At 27.1% G+C, this 17922-nt stretch carries 21 protein-coding genes; 3 read left to right on the top strand and 18 right to left on the bottom strand.

Annotated features, from left to right (window positions below):
- Window position 1: 1 nt before the first annotated feature.
- A complete protein-coding gene (locus ABVS04_RS04070; RefSeq protein ID WP_368029399.1) occupies window positions 2-841 on the top strand; it encodes a universal stress protein in 840 nt (279 codons plus the stop codon).
- A 17-nt stretch (window positions 842-858) separates the two neighbouring features.
- Here the strand turns inward: ABVS04_RS04070 and ABVS04_RS04065 are convergent, their stop codons facing one another.
- Window positions 859-1479 (bottom strand): class I SAM-dependent methyltransferase, encoded by a 621-nt coding sequence (locus ABVS04_RS04065; protein WP_368029398.1) that lies wholly within the window; start codon window positions 1477-1479, stop codon window positions 859-861.
- Window positions 1480-1566: 87 nt separating this feature from the next.
- Here ABVS04_RS04065 and ABVS04_RS04060 point away from each other — a divergent pair, with 87 nt between their 5' ends.
- Window positions 1567-1971 carry a DUF350 domain-containing protein gene (locus tag ABVS04_RS04060; protein ID WP_368029397.1) on the top strand — a complete coding sequence of 135 codons (405 nt, stop codon included), beginning with the start codon at window positions 1567-1569 and terminating at the stop codon, window positions 1969-1971.
- Between the two features lie 14 nt (window positions 1972-1985).
- Here the strand turns inward: ABVS04_RS04060 and ABVS04_RS04055 are convergent, their stop codons facing one another.
- From ABVS04_RS04055 to ABVS04_RS04000, 12 genes are all read right to left on the bottom strand, one after another.
- Window positions 1986-2216, bottom strand: coding sequence for a thioredoxin family protein (locus tag ABVS04_RS04055; protein WP_368029396.1), 231 nt, complete (start codon window positions 2214-2216; stop codon window positions 1986-1988).
- 8 nt (window positions 2217-2224) lie between these two features.
- Window positions 2225-2551, bottom strand: coding sequence for a YnfA family protein (locus tag ABVS04_RS04050; RefSeq protein WP_368029395.1), 327 nt, complete (start codon window positions 2549-2551; stop codon window positions 2225-2227).
- A 4-nt stretch (window positions 2552-2555) separates the two neighbouring features.
- Window positions 2556-3512 (bottom strand): permease, encoded by a 957-nt coding sequence (locus ABVS04_RS04045; protein ID WP_368029394.1) that lies wholly within the window; start codon window positions 3510-3512, stop codon window positions 2556-2558.
- 135 nt (window positions 3513-3647) lie between these two features.
- Window positions 3648-5378 (bottom strand): arsenical pump-driving ATPase, encoded by a 1731-nt coding sequence (arsA, locus tag ABVS04_RS04040; protein WP_368029393.1) that lies wholly within the window; start codon window positions 5376-5378, stop codon window positions 3648-3650.
- Between the two features lies 1 nt (window position 5379).
- On the bottom strand, window positions 5380-5703 hold the full coding sequence (arsD, locus tag ABVS04_RS04035) for an arsenite efflux transporter metallochaperone ArsD (RefSeq protein WP_368029392.1): 324 nt from the start codon (window positions 5701-5703) through the stop codon (window positions 5380-5382).
- Between the two features lie 84 nt (window positions 5704-5787).
- Window positions 5788-6189, bottom strand: a complete 402-nt coding sequence (locus ABVS04_RS04030; RefSeq protein WP_368029391.1) for an arsenate reductase ArsC — start codon at window positions 6187-6189, stop codon at window positions 5788-5790.
- Window positions 6190-6210: 21 nt separating this feature from the next.
- A complete protein-coding gene (locus ABVS04_RS04025) occupies window positions 6211-6684 on the bottom strand; it encodes an arsenate reductase ArsC (protein ID WP_368029390.1) in 474 nt (157 codons plus the stop codon).
- 24 nt (window positions 6685-6708) lie between these two features.
- Entirely contained in the window at window positions 6709-7959 is a 1251-nt protein-coding gene (locus ABVS04_RS04020; protein ID WP_368029389.1) for an arsenic transporter, read from the bottom strand.
- Window positions 7956-8315, bottom strand: coding sequence for a gamma-glutamylcyclotransferase family protein (locus tag ABVS04_RS04015; protein ID WP_368029388.1), 360 nt, complete (start codon window positions 8313-8315; stop codon window positions 7956-7958). Before ABVS04_RS04015 ends, ABVS04_RS04020 begins: the two co-directional genes overlap by 4 nt.
- Window positions 8312-8632: an ArsR/SmtB family transcription factor gene (locus ABVS04_RS04010; protein ID WP_368029387.1), complete on the bottom strand. Its 321-nt coding sequence runs from the start codon at window positions 8630-8632 to the stop codon at window positions 8312-8314. Before ABVS04_RS04010 ends, ABVS04_RS04015 begins: the two co-directional genes overlap by 4 nt.
- 100 nt (window positions 8633-8732) lie before the next feature.
- Entirely contained in the window at window positions 8733-9446 is a 714-nt protein-coding gene (locus tag ABVS04_RS04005; RefSeq protein WP_368029386.1) for an LrgB family protein, read from the bottom strand.
- Window positions 9436-9789 carry a CidA/LrgA family protein gene (locus ABVS04_RS04000; protein WP_368029385.1) on the bottom strand — a complete coding sequence of 118 codons (354 nt, stop codon included), beginning with the start codon at window positions 9787-9789 and terminating at the stop codon, window positions 9436-9438. The genes ABVS04_RS04005 and ABVS04_RS04000 overlap by 11 nt, the downstream gene beginning before the upstream one ends.
- A gap of 107 nt (window positions 9790-9896) precedes the next feature.
- Between ABVS04_RS04000 and ABVS04_RS03995 the strand changes: the two genes are divergently transcribed.
- Complete coding sequence (locus tag ABVS04_RS03995; RefSeq protein ID WP_368029384.1) at window positions 9897-12362, top strand: transporter substrate-binding domain-containing protein; 2466 nt, start codon at window positions 9897-9899, stop codon at window positions 12360-12362.
- 159 nt (window positions 12363-12521) lie between these two features.
- On the opposite strand, the gene ABVS04_RS03990 is transcribed toward ABVS04_RS03995, so the two are convergent.
- The 5 genes from ABVS04_RS03990 to ABVS04_RS03970 all read right to left on the bottom strand — a co-directional run bounded on the left by ABVS04_RS03990 (window position 12522) and on the right by ABVS04_RS03970 (window position 17919).
- On the bottom strand, window positions 12522-12914 hold the full coding sequence (locus ABVS04_RS03990) for a tautomerase (RefSeq protein ID WP_368029383.1): 393 nt from the start codon (window positions 12912-12914) through the stop codon (window positions 12522-12524).
- Window positions 12915-12925: 11 nt separating this feature from the next.
- Window positions 12926-13780, bottom strand: coding sequence for an NAD(P)-dependent oxidoreductase (locus ABVS04_RS03985; RefSeq protein WP_368029382.1), 855 nt, complete (start codon window positions 13778-13780; stop codon window positions 12926-12928).
- Window positions 13781-13913: 133 nt separating this feature from the next.
- Complete coding sequence (gene tkt, locus ABVS04_RS03980; RefSeq protein ID WP_368029381.1) at window positions 13914-15830, bottom strand: transketolase; 1917 nt, start codon at window positions 15828-15830, stop codon at window positions 13914-13916.
- 146 nt (window positions 15831-15976) lie between these two features.
- Window positions 15977-16909 (bottom strand): SEL1-like repeat protein, encoded by a 933-nt coding sequence (locus tag ABVS04_RS03975; protein ID WP_368029380.1) that lies wholly within the window; start codon window positions 16907-16909, stop codon window positions 15977-15979.
- A gap of 17 nt (window positions 16910-16926) precedes the next feature.
- Window positions 16927-17919: a hypothetical protein gene (locus ABVS04_RS03970; RefSeq protein WP_368029379.1), complete on the bottom strand. Its 993-nt coding sequence runs from the start codon at window positions 17917-17919 to the stop codon at window positions 16927-16929.
- Window positions 17920-17922: the final 3 nt, after the last annotated feature.

The raw sequence follows: 17922 nt of genomic DNA, 5'->3' as shown, positions 1-17922 counted from the left end.
AATGAGTTGTATATTATGCTGTGTAGATGGGAAAAGTTATTCACAAAGTGCTTGTGATTATGCGGTTATGATTTCAAATAATATGAAACTTCCATTAAAAATTTTAAATGTTATTGAACACTCTTCTAAATCTAATTTATTAGATTTATCAGGAAATATTAAACTTGGTGAAAAAGATGATATTTTAGAAAAAATGACAAATGAAGAAGCTACTAGAAGTAAAAATATCATAAAAGAAGGTAAAGATCTTTTGCTTTCATTAAAAGAAAAAGCTTTAATAACTTGTGAACAAGAAATTATTCTTATGCAAGCCCATGGAGAAATACTTGATAATATATTAGAATTACAAGATGAAATAACAGTTTTAGTAATAGGAATTAAAAGTCAAGATAACCATAAAATAGGTGAAAATGTAAAAGATATAATTAGAGAATTAAAAAAACCTACACTTTTAGTAAATAATGAATTTAAAATTCCTAAAAAAATTTTAATTGCATATAATGGTTCTGAAGAATCAAAAAAAGTTTTAATCTCAAGATCTATAAATCCTATTTTTAAAAATGTGTTAAGAGATATAGTAAATATAAATGATGATAAAATATTATCTGAAAAGCTTCTAAAAGAAGCAAAAGATATATATGCAAAGCAAAATATAGATGTAACAACTTCTGTTTTAAGTGGTGATGCAAAAACTGAAATATTAACATATATGGATGAAAAGGACTGTGATATTTTGGCAATGGGAGCTTTTGGGCATTCAAGAATAAAAGAGTTTATTTTTGGAAGTTTCACAAGTGAAATAATTGCACAATCGAAAAAACCTGTTTTATTTTATAGATAGAAAAGAATAACTCTTTTCTATTTAGAAAGTCTAATAAAATTCTTTTCAATCTTCATATCTTTAAATCCAAACTCTTTTTTTATCCAATTAAATGTTTTTTCTTGAAATATAAAAACATGGGTTAAATCATTTTTATACCACCATTTTGAGAAATCTATATTTTCATTATAAATACCAGTCATTAAATATAAAACTCCATCATTTTTTAGAAGTTTATATAAAAGTTCAAACTCTTTTTTAGGATTATAAAAATGTTCAATTACTTCACAACAAGCAATATAATCGTATTTCTTTTCTAAAGCACTTTTATCATCAAAAAAATAGGGGTCATACTCAAATATTTTATATTCATTTTGTCTTAAAATTTTTACAATTGGAGAATCTTTTCCACAACCAAAATCAAGTCCTAAATCATCTTTTTTATACTCTTTTAAAACACTTGATGTAATAGGCAATACAAAGTTTTGATAACCTAAATCATCTGAATCATTTGTATGACTTTCATATCGTTCTTTCTCTTTTTCCTTATCAAGAAGTTTATTAAAAGGTCTAAATATTCCTTTACAGTTTGAACATTCATAAAATTCATCTTTGTAAAAAGCTTTTGAAGTTCCATTACAAAGTGGGCAAATTAGCATTATATACTCCTATATTTTATAAAATATTTTATCATAATAATTCATATAGCAACTTTTAGATAAAATTCAAGAAAAAAAAGGATTGAAATGGAAATTGAATTATTTATTGGCTTTATTAGTTTCTTCTTAACAGCTCTTGCACTTGTAATTGTATTTCTTTATTTATACGCAATTGTAACACCTTATGATGATTATAAATTGATTTTTGAGGAAAACAACACAGCAGCTGCATTAGGTTTTGGTGGGGCTATTATTGGTGTTGCTATTCCTATGTATAGTGCATTAACAAACTCTATATCTTATATTGATTTTGCTATTTGGGGAATAGTTGCAATTATTATTCAATTAATTTTTGCATTTATAGTAACTAGACTTAATGGTAAATACTCTTTTAAAACAAAAATTTCTGAGGGTGTAATTCCTGTTGGAATTTTAATGGCATTTTTATCTATTTGTATTGGACTTTTAAATGCAGGATCAATGAGTTATTAAAACTCATTGATTTACTATTTTAATAACTCTATAATTTCATTAGGAGTTAATGTTTTCCCACTACTTTTAACCTTTCCATCAACAACAAGTGCAGGCGTACTCATAACACCATAATTCATAATTTCAACTATATCTTCCACTTTTTTAACTTCGTGAAAACCACCAATTTGTGCAATTGCTAATTTAGCACTCTCTTCTAAAGCTTTACACTTTGAACATCCTGTTCCTAAAATTTCTATTTTCATTTTTTCTCCTATTTTTGATTTCCAATTAATATAATGCTTGCACCTAAAATACAAACTGCTGAACCTATTAAATCCCATTTATTAAAGCTTTGTTTTTCTACAAAATATAACCAAAACAGTGATGAAACTATATAAATTCCACCATAAATTGCATATGCACGACCTGCAAATTCTAAATTAACTTTTGTTAATAAATATGCAAAAATCACTAATGATATTACACCAACAAATAGCCATAAACTACTATGTTGAAATTTAAAAAACATCCAAAAACTATAGCAGCCTAATATTTCAAAAAAAGCAGCTGCTACATATATGAAAAGTTCTAATATCAATTTACTATCCTAAAATTATATTAAATAAATATCCAGTAAGAAGTATAGCAAAACCTACAATTCCAAAAAATATTCCTATTAGTTTTACACTTAAAACTCTTTTTAAAATCATAGCTTCTGGTAAACTCAAAGCTACCACAGCCATCATAAAAGAAAGTGCAGTTCCAAGCAGCATTCCTTTTTGTGTTAAAACTTCAACTAAAGGTAAAATACCTGCAGCATTTGAATACATAGGAATTCCCATAATAACAGCTACTATTGGAGCATACCAAACATCTCCACCTGCATATTTACTAATAAAATCAGCAGGAATATATCCATGAATAAAAGCACCAATTCCAACTCCTATAATAACATATAAATAAATTTTATAAAATATATCTTTTGTATATTCCCATGACTCTTTTACTCTATGTGAAAACAATGTTTCATCTTCTTGATATTGCATACTTACAGGTTTTATTTCTATTAAAACTTCTTTTTCTAAATTCATAGAACCAATTACAAGTCCAGCAACAATAGCTATTAATAATCCTAAGCCCACATAAAGTAATGCAATTTTCCATCCAAATAAAGAAAATAAAAGAGCAATAACAACAGCATCACTTAATGGTGCTGAAATTAAATATGAAAAAGTAACTCCTAAAGGAATTCTAGCTTGTAAAAAACCTAAAAAAAGTGGAATTGCACTACAGCTACAAAAAGGAGTTATAACTCCAAATATTGCAGCTAAGACATGACCCACAAGTTTATTTTTTCCACTTATATAGTCTCTAGCTTTTTCTATTGGAAAATAACTTCGTAAAAGAGTAACTATATAAATAATAGTAATTAATAAAATAAATATTTTTATAGTGTCATAAATAAAAAAATGCAAAGCCTCACCTAAGTGACTTCCTTTTTCTAATCCTAAAGTATTAAATACAAATATTGCACTTAAGTTTACTAGCCAATCAAACATATCAAGCTCCTAAAATCTAATTATATGAAAGTATATCATAATAAAAACAATATATCAATATATATTGATATATTGTTTTTAATTATACAAAGATTCCATATTTGGAACTTTTGTATAGATATTCAAAACTAGTTTTTAGTCTTTTACCCAAGGATTAATTAAAGTTTTTGAGCTCAAGCTTTGTTTTACTTCATTTATATATTTTAATTCATTTAAAGCTTTTTGACAAAGAAGATTATTTGAACTATTAGTTAGGGCAAAACTTCTATTAATCATCCATGCATATGGCTTGATTCCTGCTCGTTTTAAATCTTCTTGTAAATCTTTTGCTTCATGGGTTGGTGTTGCTTCTGCTAGAGTCACAAGTATTATTTTTGTATGTTTTTCATCTTTTATTAAAGGAAGTAGCTCTACTAACTCTTCTTCTAAAGCGTCACTTTTATTTTTTTGTAACTCTTTATGATAAGCTTGTGAAGCATCAAGTAAAAGTAAAGTATGCCCAGTTGGTGCAGTGTCAAGAATCACAAAGCTATTTTTTGCTTTTGATACTGTCTTTGCAAAAGCTTTAAATACTGCGATTTCTTCAATACAAGGAGTACTTAACTCTTCTTTTAAAAGTGCCATATCTTCATTTGAGATTTTGCCTTCATTTTGTGCAATAACTTCATCTATGTGTTTCTGAGTTTCAATTGAGGGATCAATTTTTTCAATTGTTAAATTATCATTTGTTTTTGAAACATACTCTAAATGAGAAGCGGGATCTGTTGTTGAAAGAGTAACTTTGTGCCCTCTTTTTGCCAAAGATAAAGCAATATTTGAAGCTATTGTTGTTTTTCCGACACCACCTTTTCCCATAAGCATAATAAGTCCATTTTTATCACTTTCAAAATCACTTATTAAATCATCCCATGAATAAATATCACTTAAAATATCTTTTAATGATTCTTCTAGTTTTTCTTTTGCATCATCAAACTCTTTTGGAGTGGTATTATTTATGATATTTTCTAAAGATTCAAGCCCAACTACACCATTTGGATAAAAACCAATAGTTGTTTTACTCAAAGCTTTTATTGTTTCATCAATATTTTCTAAAGCTATTTTTGATTTCTCTTCAAAACTTTTTGCAATAATATCTTCATCATTTGCTTTAAATAAACCATTTATTATCAAATGTTGATTTTGTATTCCTTGATTTGCTAACTCTTTTGAAGCTTTTGAAGCTTCAATCAAAGATAATTCTTCTGCTCGTGATACTAAAATCAAAAGTGTTTTATCTTTGTTTTTTAGATTCTCAACAACATCTTCATAAAGTTTTTTATTTTCACTAAGTCCTGAAACTGCCCCCAAACATGAACTTCCTGTACTATTTTCTTCTATAAAACTATTCCAAGCGCTTGGAAGTTTTAAAAGTCTTAAGGTATGCCCCGTTGGGGCAGTATCTAGTATAATATGGTCATACTCTTTTGAAATATTAATATCACCTACATATTTTGAAAACTCATTAAAACCAGCGATTTCGACAGTACAAGCACCACTTAATTGCTCTTCCATTTGATCAATTGCTTCTTTTGGCAAGATATTTCTATATGGAGCTACCATTTTTTCTTTATATTCAAAAGCTGCAATTACTGGATTTATATTCATAGCTTCAAAATTTTCTACACTATTTATTTTTGTAGGTGTTGATTTTAATTTTGTTTGTAATACTTCATCTAAATTTGAAGCAGGATCAGTAGAGATTAAAAGAACTTTTTTACCACTATTTACTAAAGCTAATGAAATAGCACAAGACATAGAAGTTTTTCCAACTCCTCCTTTTCCTGTAAAAAATAAAAATTGTGGTATTTTTTTTATTAAATCTTTCATATTAAAACTTTGCTACAAAAGAACCTAAGCCCATTTTTGAACTTAACTGCGGAACACTTGGATAATCTTTTTTAAACAATAATTGTTCATCTAAAAAAATCAATGGTAGAGAATCAACTCCTTCTTCATTTAAAAGTCTTGATACTTCTTTATTTAATACATACTCTTGAGGATTTGTACTTAAACCAAATCTTTTTACTTCAAACATATTTTTATCTAATGAGTTTAAAAAGCTAGCTAATTGAACTAGTTTTGTATCAACACTTGTTCCACAAACCCCTGTTGGACAGCACATTGCTGGATCATATATTTTTAATGTTTTCATTATTTTCCTTTTCATTTTTATTAGAAATATTTTCAAAAAAATATTTCTAATAAAAATCTATAAGAGGAATTCCCTCTTATAAATTTATTTTAAAGCCTCTACAACTTTTGGAAGTAAAATCTCTTCTATTTCTTTGTATGTAGCTTCAAAAGCTTCAAAACCTTTTCCATCTGGATCTTCAAAGCCAACATGAATTTTAGCAATTGGTTTTGGGAACATTGGACAAGTTTCATTTGCATGATCACAAACTGTTACTATTAAATCATAATCATTTTCAATAACAGTATCAAGTGTTTTTGAATGATATTCTTCTTTCCAAATTCCTTTTTCTTCCAGTAACTTTTTAGCATTTGGATTAACTCTACCACTTGCTTTTACACCACTTGAATCAGCTGAGATTCCTTCTAACTTTGCATTTATTAAAGCTTCTGCAATAATACTTCTACACGAATTTCCTGTACATAAAATTAAAACTTTTTTACTCATTTTTTCATCCTTTTTATTTAATTATCTATTTGTATGCCAAGATTCTGGGAATCCTGTTTTTATATGTTTGTTTTTTACTAACTCTATAAATTCCAAAATATTTCTTTTTATCTCTTCTTTTGAAACTCTAATTTTTGCTTTTTTTTCTTCATCATTTCCATCGCAAGCAGGACTTGTTATATTCCAATGTAAAACTCCATCAAGACTTGGAAAAACTGGACAAGGCTCTTTTGAAGCTTCATCACAAACTGTTATCACATAATGATAATGTCGTCCTTCTTTATAATAATCTAAAATTTTGTTTGTTGTATAAAATGAAATATCCATACCTTCATCTTCACGTATTACTTCAACAGCTAATGGATTTAAAACTCCTGGATTTATTCCTGCACTATCTACATCAAAATCTTCTTTTCCATATTTTAATAATAGTGCTTGAGCCATTTGGCTTCTTGTTGTATTAGCACTACAAACAAATAAAACTCTTGTATTCAAATTTTTCTCCTAAGTAAAATTAAACTAAATTGCTAAAAGTACTAATAATAGTACGGGTGGTGTGATAATCAAACCAAATTTACTGTATTGAGCAAAAGATATTTTCACACCTTTTTTTGCTAAAACATGTAGCCATAATAGCGTAGCAAGGCTACCAAATGGTGTCATTTTTGGTCCAAGATTACATCCAACTATATTTGCATAAATCATTGCTTGATTTCCTATATCATGCATTGCAATATCCATAATCATAATTGTTGGCATATTATTCATAATAGCACTTAAAAATGCTGCTATAAATCCAGTTCCTACAACGGCTAAGGTATCACCTCTTAAACTTAAATCTTTTAAAACAATTGTTAAATAATCTGTAAGTCCTGCATTTTTTAGCCCATAAACAACAATATAAAGTCCAATACTAAACCAAACAACTTGCCATGGAGCATCTTTTATTACACGAATTGGCTCAACTGTTTTAGAAATAGATGCGATAATCAAAAAGATAATTCCTCCACCTAAGGCAAAAATAGAAATTGGTAAATCATAAGCATCGCCAATAAAGTAACCAGCTAATAAAAGAGCTAAAAATACCCAGGAGAAATAGAATAATTTCATATTTTTTATTACACTTTTTGGTTCTTTTAATAAAGAAATATCAACAGTTGTTGGAATATCTTTTCGTAAAAGTAACCATAAGAAAAATATAGAAGCAATAACACTTACAATAAATGGAATAATCATATTTAAAAAATATTCCACAAATCCAATACTAAAATAATTAGCAGTAACTATATTTGTTAGGTTTGAAAATACAAAAGGCAGTGAAGCACTATCACTTATAAATCCACCTGCTAGTAAAAATGCAACTATTGTTTTTATATTCAGTTTTAGTACTCTCATTTTTGCTAGTAAAATTGGAGTTAAAATAAGCGCCGCTCCATCATTTGCAAAAAGTGCCGAAACAAAGGCTCCCAATAAAATAGAATAAATAAACATTTTAAGTCCATTTCCATTTGAGAATTTTGCCATTTTTAAAGCTGCCCATTCAAAGAAACCAATCTCATCTAAAACCATAGATAAAATTATAATTCCAATAAATGCTAAAGTTGCATCCCAAACAATATTTGTTACAGTTAAAACATCTGTAAAACTTACAACTCCTAAAACTAAAGCTACGATTGCTCCAATAACAGCTGTTGTTCCTATTTGTAAATCACGTGGTTGCCATATTACAAATATTAAAGTTATTAAAAATATACTACTTGCAAGTATCATAAATCACTTTCCTTTATTTGATCTTCTGTAGCTTTTAATACATAAATAAATGTATCAACATCAAGTTCATCATATCTTTCAACAGTAACCTCTTGTCGTTCAAATTCTGCACCTTCAAATTCATCTAAGCTATCCCAATGATTAATTAAATTATCTGAGTAAAATAAATATCCATGAACAGTATCTCCATTTGGATCTAGTTTAATTCCAGGATAACCCATACTTGCACTCCATCCTGCATCCTTTAGATAACCTCTTACAGTTGCTGGAACAAATTTACCAACAACATTTTCTAAAACATATCCATTTGGGCAGTTTGGCATCAAAGTACCATATACAAAAAGTGTTTCTTTCAATTATTTTCCTTTATGTCGCAAGCTTTTATTAAAACTGGCAATTCTATATCTAAAGTCATTATTTCTTTGATACAAGCATTTCTAAAATCATCAAGGGGAAAACGAACGCTATAATAAGCCCATCTTCCCTCTCTCTCAACTTTTAGAAAGCCTGATTCTTTTAAAATTTTCAGATGTCTTGATAGTCTTGATTGAATCATATCAAATGAATTTTCTAAATCACAAACACAACATTTTCCATTTACATTTATAAATTTAATTAGTTTTACTCTTGTTTCATCGTTTAGGGCACTTGTAGATTTTAAAAATATATCCATATTAGGTCCTCTTTTTTTCTTTTTTGAAGTATAACATATTTACATTAATATATCAAGATATCTTGATGTATTAATGTAAAAAAATCTATATTTTTGATAATCACTTTAATAAAGTGATTATCATAGGAAGAAAAACAGCTGTGAATATTCCACTTAATCCCATAGCAAGAGCAGAAAAAGCAGCCGCTTTTTCACTTATTTCAATAGCCCTTGCTGTTCCAATTCCATGGGATACTAAACCAAGAGCAAAGCCCTTTGAAGTATCATGTTTTATTTTTACAAATTTAAAAACAATTGTTCCAAATAATGCTCCAATAATTCCAGTAATTAAAACAAATCCAACCGCAAGGGAAGGAATAGCACCTATTTGCTCTGAAGTAATAATAGCAATTGGTGCAGTTATTGATTTTGTGGTCATTGATAAGATTGTTGGAAGTTCTGCCCCAAAAATCCAAAGTAATATTACTGCAATTGCGATTGAAAAAACACCTGCAATAAAAAGCGTAAGAACTATTGGTAAAAAAAGTGATTTTATATATTTCAAATTTTTATATAATGGTAATGCTAAAGCAACAGTAGCAGGGCCTAAAAAGAAATGAATAATTTCAACACTTTTAAAATACTCTTCAAAAGAGGTATTTGTATATATTATTAGACTCAAAAGTATCACATAGGCTATAATTATTGGCTGTAAAAGTGTGTGTTTATTAAACTTTTCATAGATTATGATTCCTAATTTAAAAGCAGCTAATGTTAAAATCAACCAAGTAAGTGGAGTTGAATGTATATAATTTATTAATGCATCATAATTCATTTTTCTCACCTTTAATAGTAAGATAATCCATAAATTTTGCACTAAAAGCCAAAGCAACAATAGTTCCCACAAATAAAGCAATTGCTATTGCCCAAAACTCTTTTGTAATAATATCAATTTGAGTAATTATTCCCATGGCTGCTGGAATAAATAAAAGTGGTAAATATCTTAAATGCAGGGCAACCGCATTATCAAGACTTTGAAAACTTCCTTTTTTTATTAATAAAAATAACAATAATAAAACCATTCCAATAACAGGACCAGGCACTAAAAGCTCCAATAACTTAGCAATACACTCTCCTATAAATTGAAAAAACAATAAAACAATAATACCTTTTAACATTTAAAATCCTTTTAATAATCGGTACTATACTAAAATTTATCTTTGGATATGAAATCAACTCTTTAAAATAATTGTTATATAATAAGGTATATAACACAAGGTTTTTTATGTATAAATTATTTATTAGTTTAATATTTTGTTTATCATTTGTTCAAAATGTATTATCTTCTGATATAGAAGTAATTAGTAATAATACAAAACAAAATATTGATAACTTATCTTCACAATTGAAATACTTAATACAAAACAATAAAGAAAATAAAAAAGAGATCAATGCTATTTTAAATCTTTATTATCAACATCACGAAAGAATAATAGCTTTTGAAATAATTTATGAAAATAAATTTATATATAGTTCATATAAAGACGATTCAACTGTTATTATAAATGATAATCAAGAACTTCCATTTAATATAAAAGATAATTCAAATTATTATAATAAAGAAATTTTAGACAAAAATAATAATTATATTGGAAAGTTAATAGTCTATTTCAAAAAAGAAATAAATTTCACCCAAGAAGAATTAGCCTATTTAGAAAATAAACAGATATTTAAAATACAAAATGATTCAGATCTAGCCCCTTATAATTTCAATGAAAATGGTATAGCAAAAGGTTACTCAATTGATTATATAAATTTAATTGCAAATAAATTAGCTGTTCAAGTAGAGTATGTAAATAATAATTGGGATGATGCTATGAATATGCTTGAAAACAAGCAAATAGATTTTTTAGTTAATGTTTTAAAATCAAAAGAAAGACAAGAAAGATTTTTATTCTCAGATATTCCATATAGAGTTTCAACTCCTGCAATGGTTACAAGAATTGGTGAAAAAGAATATAACTCATTCAAAGAGTTAAATGGTAAAACAATAGCTTTAGTTCAAGGTTTTCATAGTTATGAACGAGTAAAAAAAGATTTTCCAAAGATTAATATCTATCCTACAACTAACTCTTTAGAAATATTAACTGCTGTTTCAACTAAAAAAGCAGATGTAACTTATGGAATAAAAGATATTTTAGAATATGGAATAAATAAGAATCTAATCACTAATTTGAAAATTACTCCAAATATAGACGATGAAAGTTTTGGTTTCTACTTTGCTTATAATAAAAAAAATACAATTTTAAAATCTATAATTCAAAAAGCAGAGAAATTAATTTCAAAAAATGAGATAGATGAACTTAATGATAAATGGTTTAAAAAAATCACTGAAATTGAGAATAATAGTAAAAATTATCTTTTTACGCCTGAAGAAATAGTATATTTAGAAAATAAAAGAACTATCACCATGTGTGTTGACCCAGATTTCTTACCCTATGAACAAATAACAAAAGAAGGAAAATATATAGGTATAATTGCAGATATTATGGATCAAATAAGTACTAATTCTAATATAAAATTCCAACTAAACATTACAAAATCTTTTAGTGAATCATTTCAATTGGTTAAAGATAAAAGATGTGACATCATACCATTTGCAGTTCAAACAATAAGTAGAAATGAATTTTTTAACTTTACTCAATCTTATTTAAAATTTTCTACTGTAATTACTACAAAAAATAATGTGCTTTATATCAATTCAATTAAGGAAATTGAAAACAAAAAAATTGCTTTAGTAAAAAACTATGCACTTGTGGAAATGATAAAACATATTTCACCAAATATTTCTATTATTGAAGCAGCAGATACAAAAGAAGGGCTTGAAAAGGTAACAAAAGGTGAAGCATATGCATTTATTGGCTCAATGCCTACAATTGCATATACCAAACAAAAATATAATTTCCATGATATTATTATTAATGGAAAAATTGATAATGAATTATTAGCAAGAATTGCAATAAGAAATGATGAAAAAATTTTACAAACAATCTTAAATAAAGCAATAAATTCTTTAAAAATAGAAGATACAGAAAGAATTACAAATAAATGGATAACCATTATAAAAGATAAACAGTTTGATACAAAATTTCTTATTCAAGTAGTTATTGTAATCATTATAATTTTTGTTTTAATACTTACAGCTTTAATATATCGTTCAAATATAAAATTATCAGCATTAAACAAAGAACTAGAAAAATTATCTCAAACGGATAAATTAACTTCACTTTATAATAGAGTAAAATTAGATTCTATTTTAGAAAAGGAGATTAAATATAAAAAAAGATATGAAACCTCATTATCATTGATTATTACTGATATTGATTTTTTTAAAAATATAAACGATACATATGGACATATTGTTGGAGATATTGTATTAAAAGAATTTGCAGATATTTTATCTAAAAATATCAGGGAAACTGATTATGTTGGAAGATGGGGAGGAGAAGAATTTTTACTAATATTTCCTCAAACAAAAGATTCAGATGCACATATAATCACTGAAAATTTAAGAAAAATAATTGAAGAGCATAATTTTTATAAAGATATTAAACTAACAGCTAGTTTTGGTATATATGAATGTAAAAATCAAAATCCAACTAAATGTTTATCGAAAGCAGATAAAGCATTATATGAAGCTAAAAAATCAAATAGAAATTGTATAAAAATTTTTACTGAAAATAATGATTAAAAATTTGTTGATTTCGTAACATTTACAAAAAATTTAATTATTTCATTTAGAATGATTACTTTGCTTAACATTTATTATAAATTGATGTTCATAGCAAATATCTAAAATATTTTATAAAAAAATAGCCTAATCAAAATTTATGATTAAGCTATTTTAATTTTATGCAAGTGGATCTTCAGCTTTTTCCCAAGTGGCTAAATATTTTTCTACTAAATGAAAATCTTCACCTTTGTGTTCAGTAAAAGTAATATATTGATTTTTTTGATTTATTCCAAAGTTCTCTTTTACAATTTCCATATATTTAAGAGCTAACTCTCTTCTTTTTTCAATTGTTCTGCCCTCTCTAATATCAAGGTTCATTAAACAAATATCATCCGTAGGAGTTGCTCTTCCAATTGTTAAAGAGTATTTATCATACTCTCTTATTGATATTGCAATATGATCAACTCCTGTATCCATAATTTGAGAAAATGCATCTCTTATTTCATTCACAAACTCTTCTTTTGAATCATCTGATACTTTTTTATTTATTTCAAACTGTAGATGTGGCATTTTTTATCCTTTTAGATATTTTTGAATAACTGATATATCGAAGAAAAATCCTCTTCCCCTTTACCCATCATTTTCATTTTAGAAAACAGCTCTTTTGGAACTGCTGCTGTATAAAGTGGTAATTTCAAATTATATGCTAAATCTTGTAATAAATGCAAGTCTTTATTTATTGCATTATTTGAAAAATGTGCCGAAAAGTCTTCATCAATTAATTTTTGTGTTTTAGCTTTTAACACAAGTGACTGTCCACCACCAACTCCTAAAATCTCCAAGGCTTTTGCTTTTGGAATCTCACAACTCTCAGCAAGTGCCGTACATTCAGCAAGTGTTGCCATAAATGAACCTAAACATAGATTATTTATAAGTTTCATTTTTGTAGCACTTGATGGCACTTCTAAATGAAAAATCTCAATTGCAATTTTTTCTAATATAGGTTTTACACTTTCAAATACTTCTTTTTTACCAGAACTAACAACTGTTAGTGCTCCATTTAATGCAGGTGCAACACTTCCAAATACTGGGTTTTCAAGATAATTTCCACCAATATCATTTACCATTTTATGAAATCTTAAAACATCAGTATAGTGATTAGTTGTTAAATCAATAATAGTTTTAGCTTTTAACTCATCACATAATAATCCATTTTCTTGTGTTAAAATATTTTCAACAGCAGGTGAATCAAATAAACATAGAAAAACAACTTCACACTCTTTTAGAATATCTTTAGGTGTTGTTGCAATTTCATATGGTAAATCTTTAATTTTATCTTTGTTTCTATTGTAAACTATTAATTGCATATCTAAAGAAGATAATCTTTTGCATATTGCTTGGCCTAAATTTCCAAGACCTATAAATCCTATTTTCATTAGCACTCCTAAAATTTTTTTATAGAAGTATTATAAAGGGTTTATATTAAAAAAAGATGAGATTTTGTGATTTATTTAAAAGAAGTTTTAAAAAGAAAAATAGATAGAAAAAAATTTCTATCTATTTATATAATTATTTTTTAAAGTCAGCTATGATATTTGCTTTTAATTTAGGAATTGTAAATCCAAACTCTTCAAATAAATCATTTGCAGGTCCAGATGCTCCAAATGTATCCATACCAAATACTTTATGTGCAAATCTATAATACTCTAAACCTCGAGCAGCTTCAACAGCATAAACTCTTGTATTTTTATCAATAATTTGAGCGATATAAGACTCATCTTGCTCTAATAATAGATCAAAACAAGGAACAGAAACTACGTTTGCAATAATCCCTTCTTTTTCTAATTCACAAGAAGTTTGAAGTGCTAACATTAACTCAGATCCAGATGCCATAATTGTAATATTTGCATTGTCTCTTTTTTTAAGTAAGTATCCACCATTTGCAACGCTTCCAAATGCTTTTTCATCTTTTAATACTCTTAAACCTTGTCTTGAGCAAACAAAAGCCGTTGGAGCATTCATTTTAAGTGCTACTTTCCATGATTCAACATTTTCACTAGCATCTGCTGGTCTGAATGTATAGAAGTTTGGTAATGCTCTAAATTGTGATAAATGCTCAATTGGTTGGTGAGTTGGTCCATCTTCTCCAACACCAATTGAATCATGTGTCCAAATAAAATGTTGAGGAATTGAAGCAAGTGCAGCTATTCTAGCTGCTGGTTTTAAGTAATCAGAAAATACAAAGAAAGTAGCTGAGTAAACTCTAAATAATCCATAAAGATTCATAGCATTAGTCATAGCTGCCATTGCATGTTCTTTAATACCAAAGTGAATATTTCTTCCATTTGGAAAATCACCCTCACCTTTTAATTCAGTCTTATTAGAAGGTCCAAGGTCAGCAGATCCACCTAAGAATCCTGGAACTGCTGCTGCGATTGCATTTAAAATTTTATGATTTGAATCTCTTGTTGCAACTGAAGAATCAGCTTCAAAAGTTGGATACTCAATGGCATCAAAATTTGGATTTTGAAGCTCTGCAATTTTTGCTTTTGTTTCTTTACTTAAAGAATCATTCCAATTATTTTGAGCAACTGAACCAACAATTAATTTGTCAAATGCACCTTTAACATCAGCAGGAACAAAGAATTTTTCTTCTGGATTAAAACCAGCTTTTGCTTTTGAAGCTGCAATTTCATCATTTCCAAGAGGAGCTCCATGGGTATGGTGGCTTCCTTCCATAGTAACAGCACCTTTTGCAATTGCTGTTTTTGCAATAATTAATACAGGCATTGTTGCATTTTTTGCAGCTACCAATGCTTTATCAATTTGTTCAAAATTATGTCCATCTATTTCAATTACTTCAAAATCAATAGCTTGGAATCTTTTTTTAACATTTTCACTCCACGCTAATGAAGTATCTCCTTCAATCGTAATATTATTTGAATCATAAATAATCACAAGATTATCAAGTTTTAAATGTCCAGCACTTGCAGTTGCTTCATAAGAAATACCCTCTTGTAAATCTCCATCACCACATAAACAATAAACTTTATGATTAATAACTTCACGCCCAAGAATATTCTGTGCATATTTACCAGCTGCTGCAAAACCAACTGCATTTGCAATACCTTGTCCTAATGGTCCTGTTGTAATTTCAATACCATGAGTATGTCCATATTCAGGATGTCCTGGAGTTTTAGAGTGAGTTTGTCTAAAATTTTTCATATCATTTACAGATACATCAAATCCCCAAAGGTGTAATAAAGAGTAAACTAAACCAGTTGCGTGACCACCTGAGAAAACTAATCTATCTCTATTTAACCATTTTTCATCTGCTGGATTTATATTTAAATGTTTGCTTAATACAGTTGCAATATCAGCTAATCCCATAGGAGCACCTGGATGTCCAGAGTTTGCTTGTTGAACCATATCTGCTGCTAAAAATCTAATTGTATCTGCTTGTTTTTGTAGTAATTGTTTTGACATAATTATCCTATTTGAAAATGAAGTTTTATAATTTTTACATGATTGTATCTAAAATTGATTAAATACAATATGAAGTAATGATATTTAAATTCCTACTTTTATAAGATTTTTTACGAAGAATGTATATAAAATAATTTTTACTTTTACTATCGAAGATTATTTAATTTAAAAAAGTTTTCTGCTCTTTTATAGCCTTTATCTTTTGCTTCTCTGATATATTTAATTCCTTTATCTACATCTTTTTGAGTTCCATATCCATGATAATAATATAATCCTAAATGATAAATAGCAGAAGTACTATTTAATGCAGCAGCTTTTTCATACCAATAAAAAGATTTTTCATAATTTAAAGAAGTTTCATTTCCCTTACCATATAAATCTGCTAATCTAATCATTGAAGCTAAATTATTTTGTTCTGCTGCTTTTGTAAATAATACTATTGCTTTTTCAACATCTTTAGCTACGCCATCAGCACTTAAATACATCATTGCTAGATTTGCTTGCGCAACTGGATTTGAAGCATCTGCTGCTTTAGTAAACCAATAAAGTGCTTTTTCTTTATTAGTTGAAGTTCCTCTTCCCATATAATACATTTTTGCTAAATTATTTTGTGCAATAATCACACCTTGCATTGAAGCTTTTGTATACCAATTAAAAGCTTCTTTAACTTTTTCATCATTTGTACTTACATCATATAACATAGCAATATTAAGTTGAGCAAGTGGATAATTAGCTTCAGCAGATAATTTATACCATTTTTCAGCTAATACTAAATCTTTTTTTACTTCTTCACCTAAATAGTACATATGTGCTAAATTATTTTGTGCTGCTGCATTTCCATTTAATGCAGATTTTTCATACCAAAAGAAAGCTAGTTTATTATTTTTACTAACGCCTATTCCTTTATAATTCATCAAAGCAATATTATATTGAGCATTAGCATCATCATCTAAAGCTAATTGACTATATTGCTCATAAGCTTCAATATAATTTCCCTTATTAAAATTACTTGTAGCTTCATCAAAAGTTACTCCATATAATGTTGTAATAAATAATAATATATATGCTGTTAATTTCATAAAGAACTCCTTTTGATTTATTGATTTTTTTCTTTTGATTTAAAATCAAATTCACTATTTTCTTTTAATTCATCACTTTCTGAAATAATTTTTTCTAAATTTGTATTTTCATTTTGTGGTTTTACATTAATAATATTTTCTAAATCTCTTTTAAATTTATTCATTTGCTTATCAACATCAAGTAATTCACCATCTTTTAAAGTTTTAAATCCTAATTTATCAGGAATAGCAGCATCTTGTGTTTTTATTACTTTAGCTTTTTTTTGTGCTTCTATTTCAAAAATCTCATCTGTCATAATAGGCTTTAATAAATATGTATCTTCGATATTTTCACTTTGATTAAAAATATCATCATCACTTTTTTCTAAACTTAAACCTGTTGTTTTATATATATCTGCTTTTACTGTATCAATTGTATTTTTATTAGTTTTTTGTTCAGATATCAAGATATTTTTTTGAATGTATTTATCATCAGGAATTACTGTTATAAAATAATCACTACAAAAATCATATAGAATAATATTATGAAATGTTTCTGATGGTTCCCCGTCAAAATATTTATTACACTCTTTCCAATCTTTTTTTAAGCCCAATAAATAATCTAATCTATCCCAAAAAAGATTAACTACATTTTTATCAATATTTTTGATTTCCTCTTCATTTAAACTATCTCTTCTACTCACAATTAAATTAGCTCTAGTCTCTTTTTCTGCTTGATATAATTCTAATTGCCATTTATCTAAAGTAATATCACCTCTAATTACATTATATTCAAAGATTATTTTACTTACTTCTAATTTATCTCTATAAACATCAATTATAAAATTTTTATTCCCATTATTTTCATTTGAAAGAGTAAAAAGTACTTTTGCAGCATCAAAAATAGCATTCTTTGAAATATTCGGATAATTCCTTTTTGCTACAATAATATCTTTAGGTTTATTTATATCTTGTTTTTGTGAACAACCTGCAAACACTAGTATTATTAATATAATTATAATTTTATTCATAAA

The sequence above is a fragment of the Arcobacter sp. s6 genome (assembly GCF_040884245.1).
Classification (GTDB): Bacteria; Campylobacterota; Campylobacteria; order Campylobacterales; family Arcobacteraceae; genus Aliarcobacter.
This window is presented reverse-complemented; position numbering and strand designations above follow the sequence as displayed.

What these genes read in the sequence shown, in the direction of transcription:
- ABVS04_RS04070 (WP_368029399.1), top strand. Translation starts at nt 2, where the DNA reads ATGAGTTGTATATTATGCTGTGTAGATGGGAAAAGTTATTCACAAAGT.
- ABVS04_RS04065 (WP_368029398.1), bottom strand. Translation starts at nt 1,479, where the DNA reads ATGCTAATTTGCCCACTTTGTAATGGAACTTCAAAAGCTTTTTACAAA.
- ABVS04_RS04060 (WP_368029397.1), top strand. Translation starts at nt 1,567, where the DNA reads ATGGAAATTGAATTATTTATTGGCTTTATTAGTTTCTTCTTAACAGCT.
- ABVS04_RS04055 (WP_368029396.1), bottom strand. Translation starts at nt 2,216, where the DNA reads ATGAAAATAGAAATTTTAGGAACAGGATGTTCAAAGTGTAAAGCTTTA.
- ABVS04_RS04045 (WP_368029394.1), bottom strand. Translation starts at nt 3,512, where the DNA reads ATGTTTGATTGGCTAGTAAACTTAAGTGCAATATTTGTATTTAATACT.
- arsA (WP_368029393.1), bottom strand. Translation starts at nt 5,378, where the DNA reads ATGAAAGATTTAATAAAAAAAATACCACAATTTTTATTTTTTACAGGA.
- arsD (WP_368029392.1), bottom strand. Translation starts at nt 5,703, where the DNA reads ATGAAAACATTAAAAATATATGATCCAGCAATGTGCTGTCCAACAGGG.
- ABVS04_RS04030 (WP_368029391.1), bottom strand. Translation starts at nt 6,189, where the DNA reads ATGAGTAAAAAAGTTTTAATTTTATGTACAGGAAATTCGTGTAGAAGT.
- ABVS04_RS04020 (WP_368029389.1), bottom strand. Translation starts at nt 7,959, where the DNA reads ATGATACTTGCAAGTAGTATATTTTTAATAACTTTAATATTTGTAATA.
- ABVS04_RS04010 (WP_368029387.1), bottom strand. Translation starts at nt 8,632, where the DNA reads ATGGATATATTTTTAAAATCTACAAGTGCCCTAAACGATGAAACAAGA.
- ABVS04_RS04005 (WP_368029386.1), bottom strand. Translation starts at nt 9,446, where the DNA reads ATGAATTATGATGCATTAATAAATTATATACATTCAACTCCACTTACT.
- ABVS04_RS04000 (WP_368029385.1), bottom strand. Translation starts at nt 9,789, where the DNA reads ATGTTAAAAGGTATTATTGTTTTATTGTTTTTTCAATTTATAGGAGAG.
- ABVS04_RS03995 (WP_368029384.1), top strand. Translation starts at nt 9,897, where the DNA reads ATGTATAAATTATTTATTAGTTTAATATTTTGTTTATCATTTGTTCAA.
- ABVS04_RS03990 (WP_368029383.1), bottom strand. Translation starts at nt 12,914, where the DNA reads ATGCCACATCTACAGTTTGAAATAAATAAAAAAGTATCAGATGATTCA.
- ABVS04_RS03985 (WP_368029382.1), bottom strand. Translation starts at nt 13,780, where the DNA reads ATGAAAATAGGATTTATAGGTCTTGGAAATTTAGGCCAAGCAATATGC.
- tkt (WP_368029381.1), bottom strand. Translation starts at nt 15,830, where the DNA reads ATGTCAAAACAATTACTACAAAAACAAGCAGATACAATTAGATTTTTA.
- ABVS04_RS03975 (WP_368029380.1), bottom strand. Translation starts at nt 16,909, where the DNA reads ATGAAATTAACAGCATATATATTATTATTTATTACAACATTATATGGA.
- ABVS04_RS03970 (WP_368029379.1), bottom strand. Translation starts at nt 17,919, where the DNA reads ATGAATAAAATTATAATTATATTAATAATACTAGTGTTTGCAGGTTGT.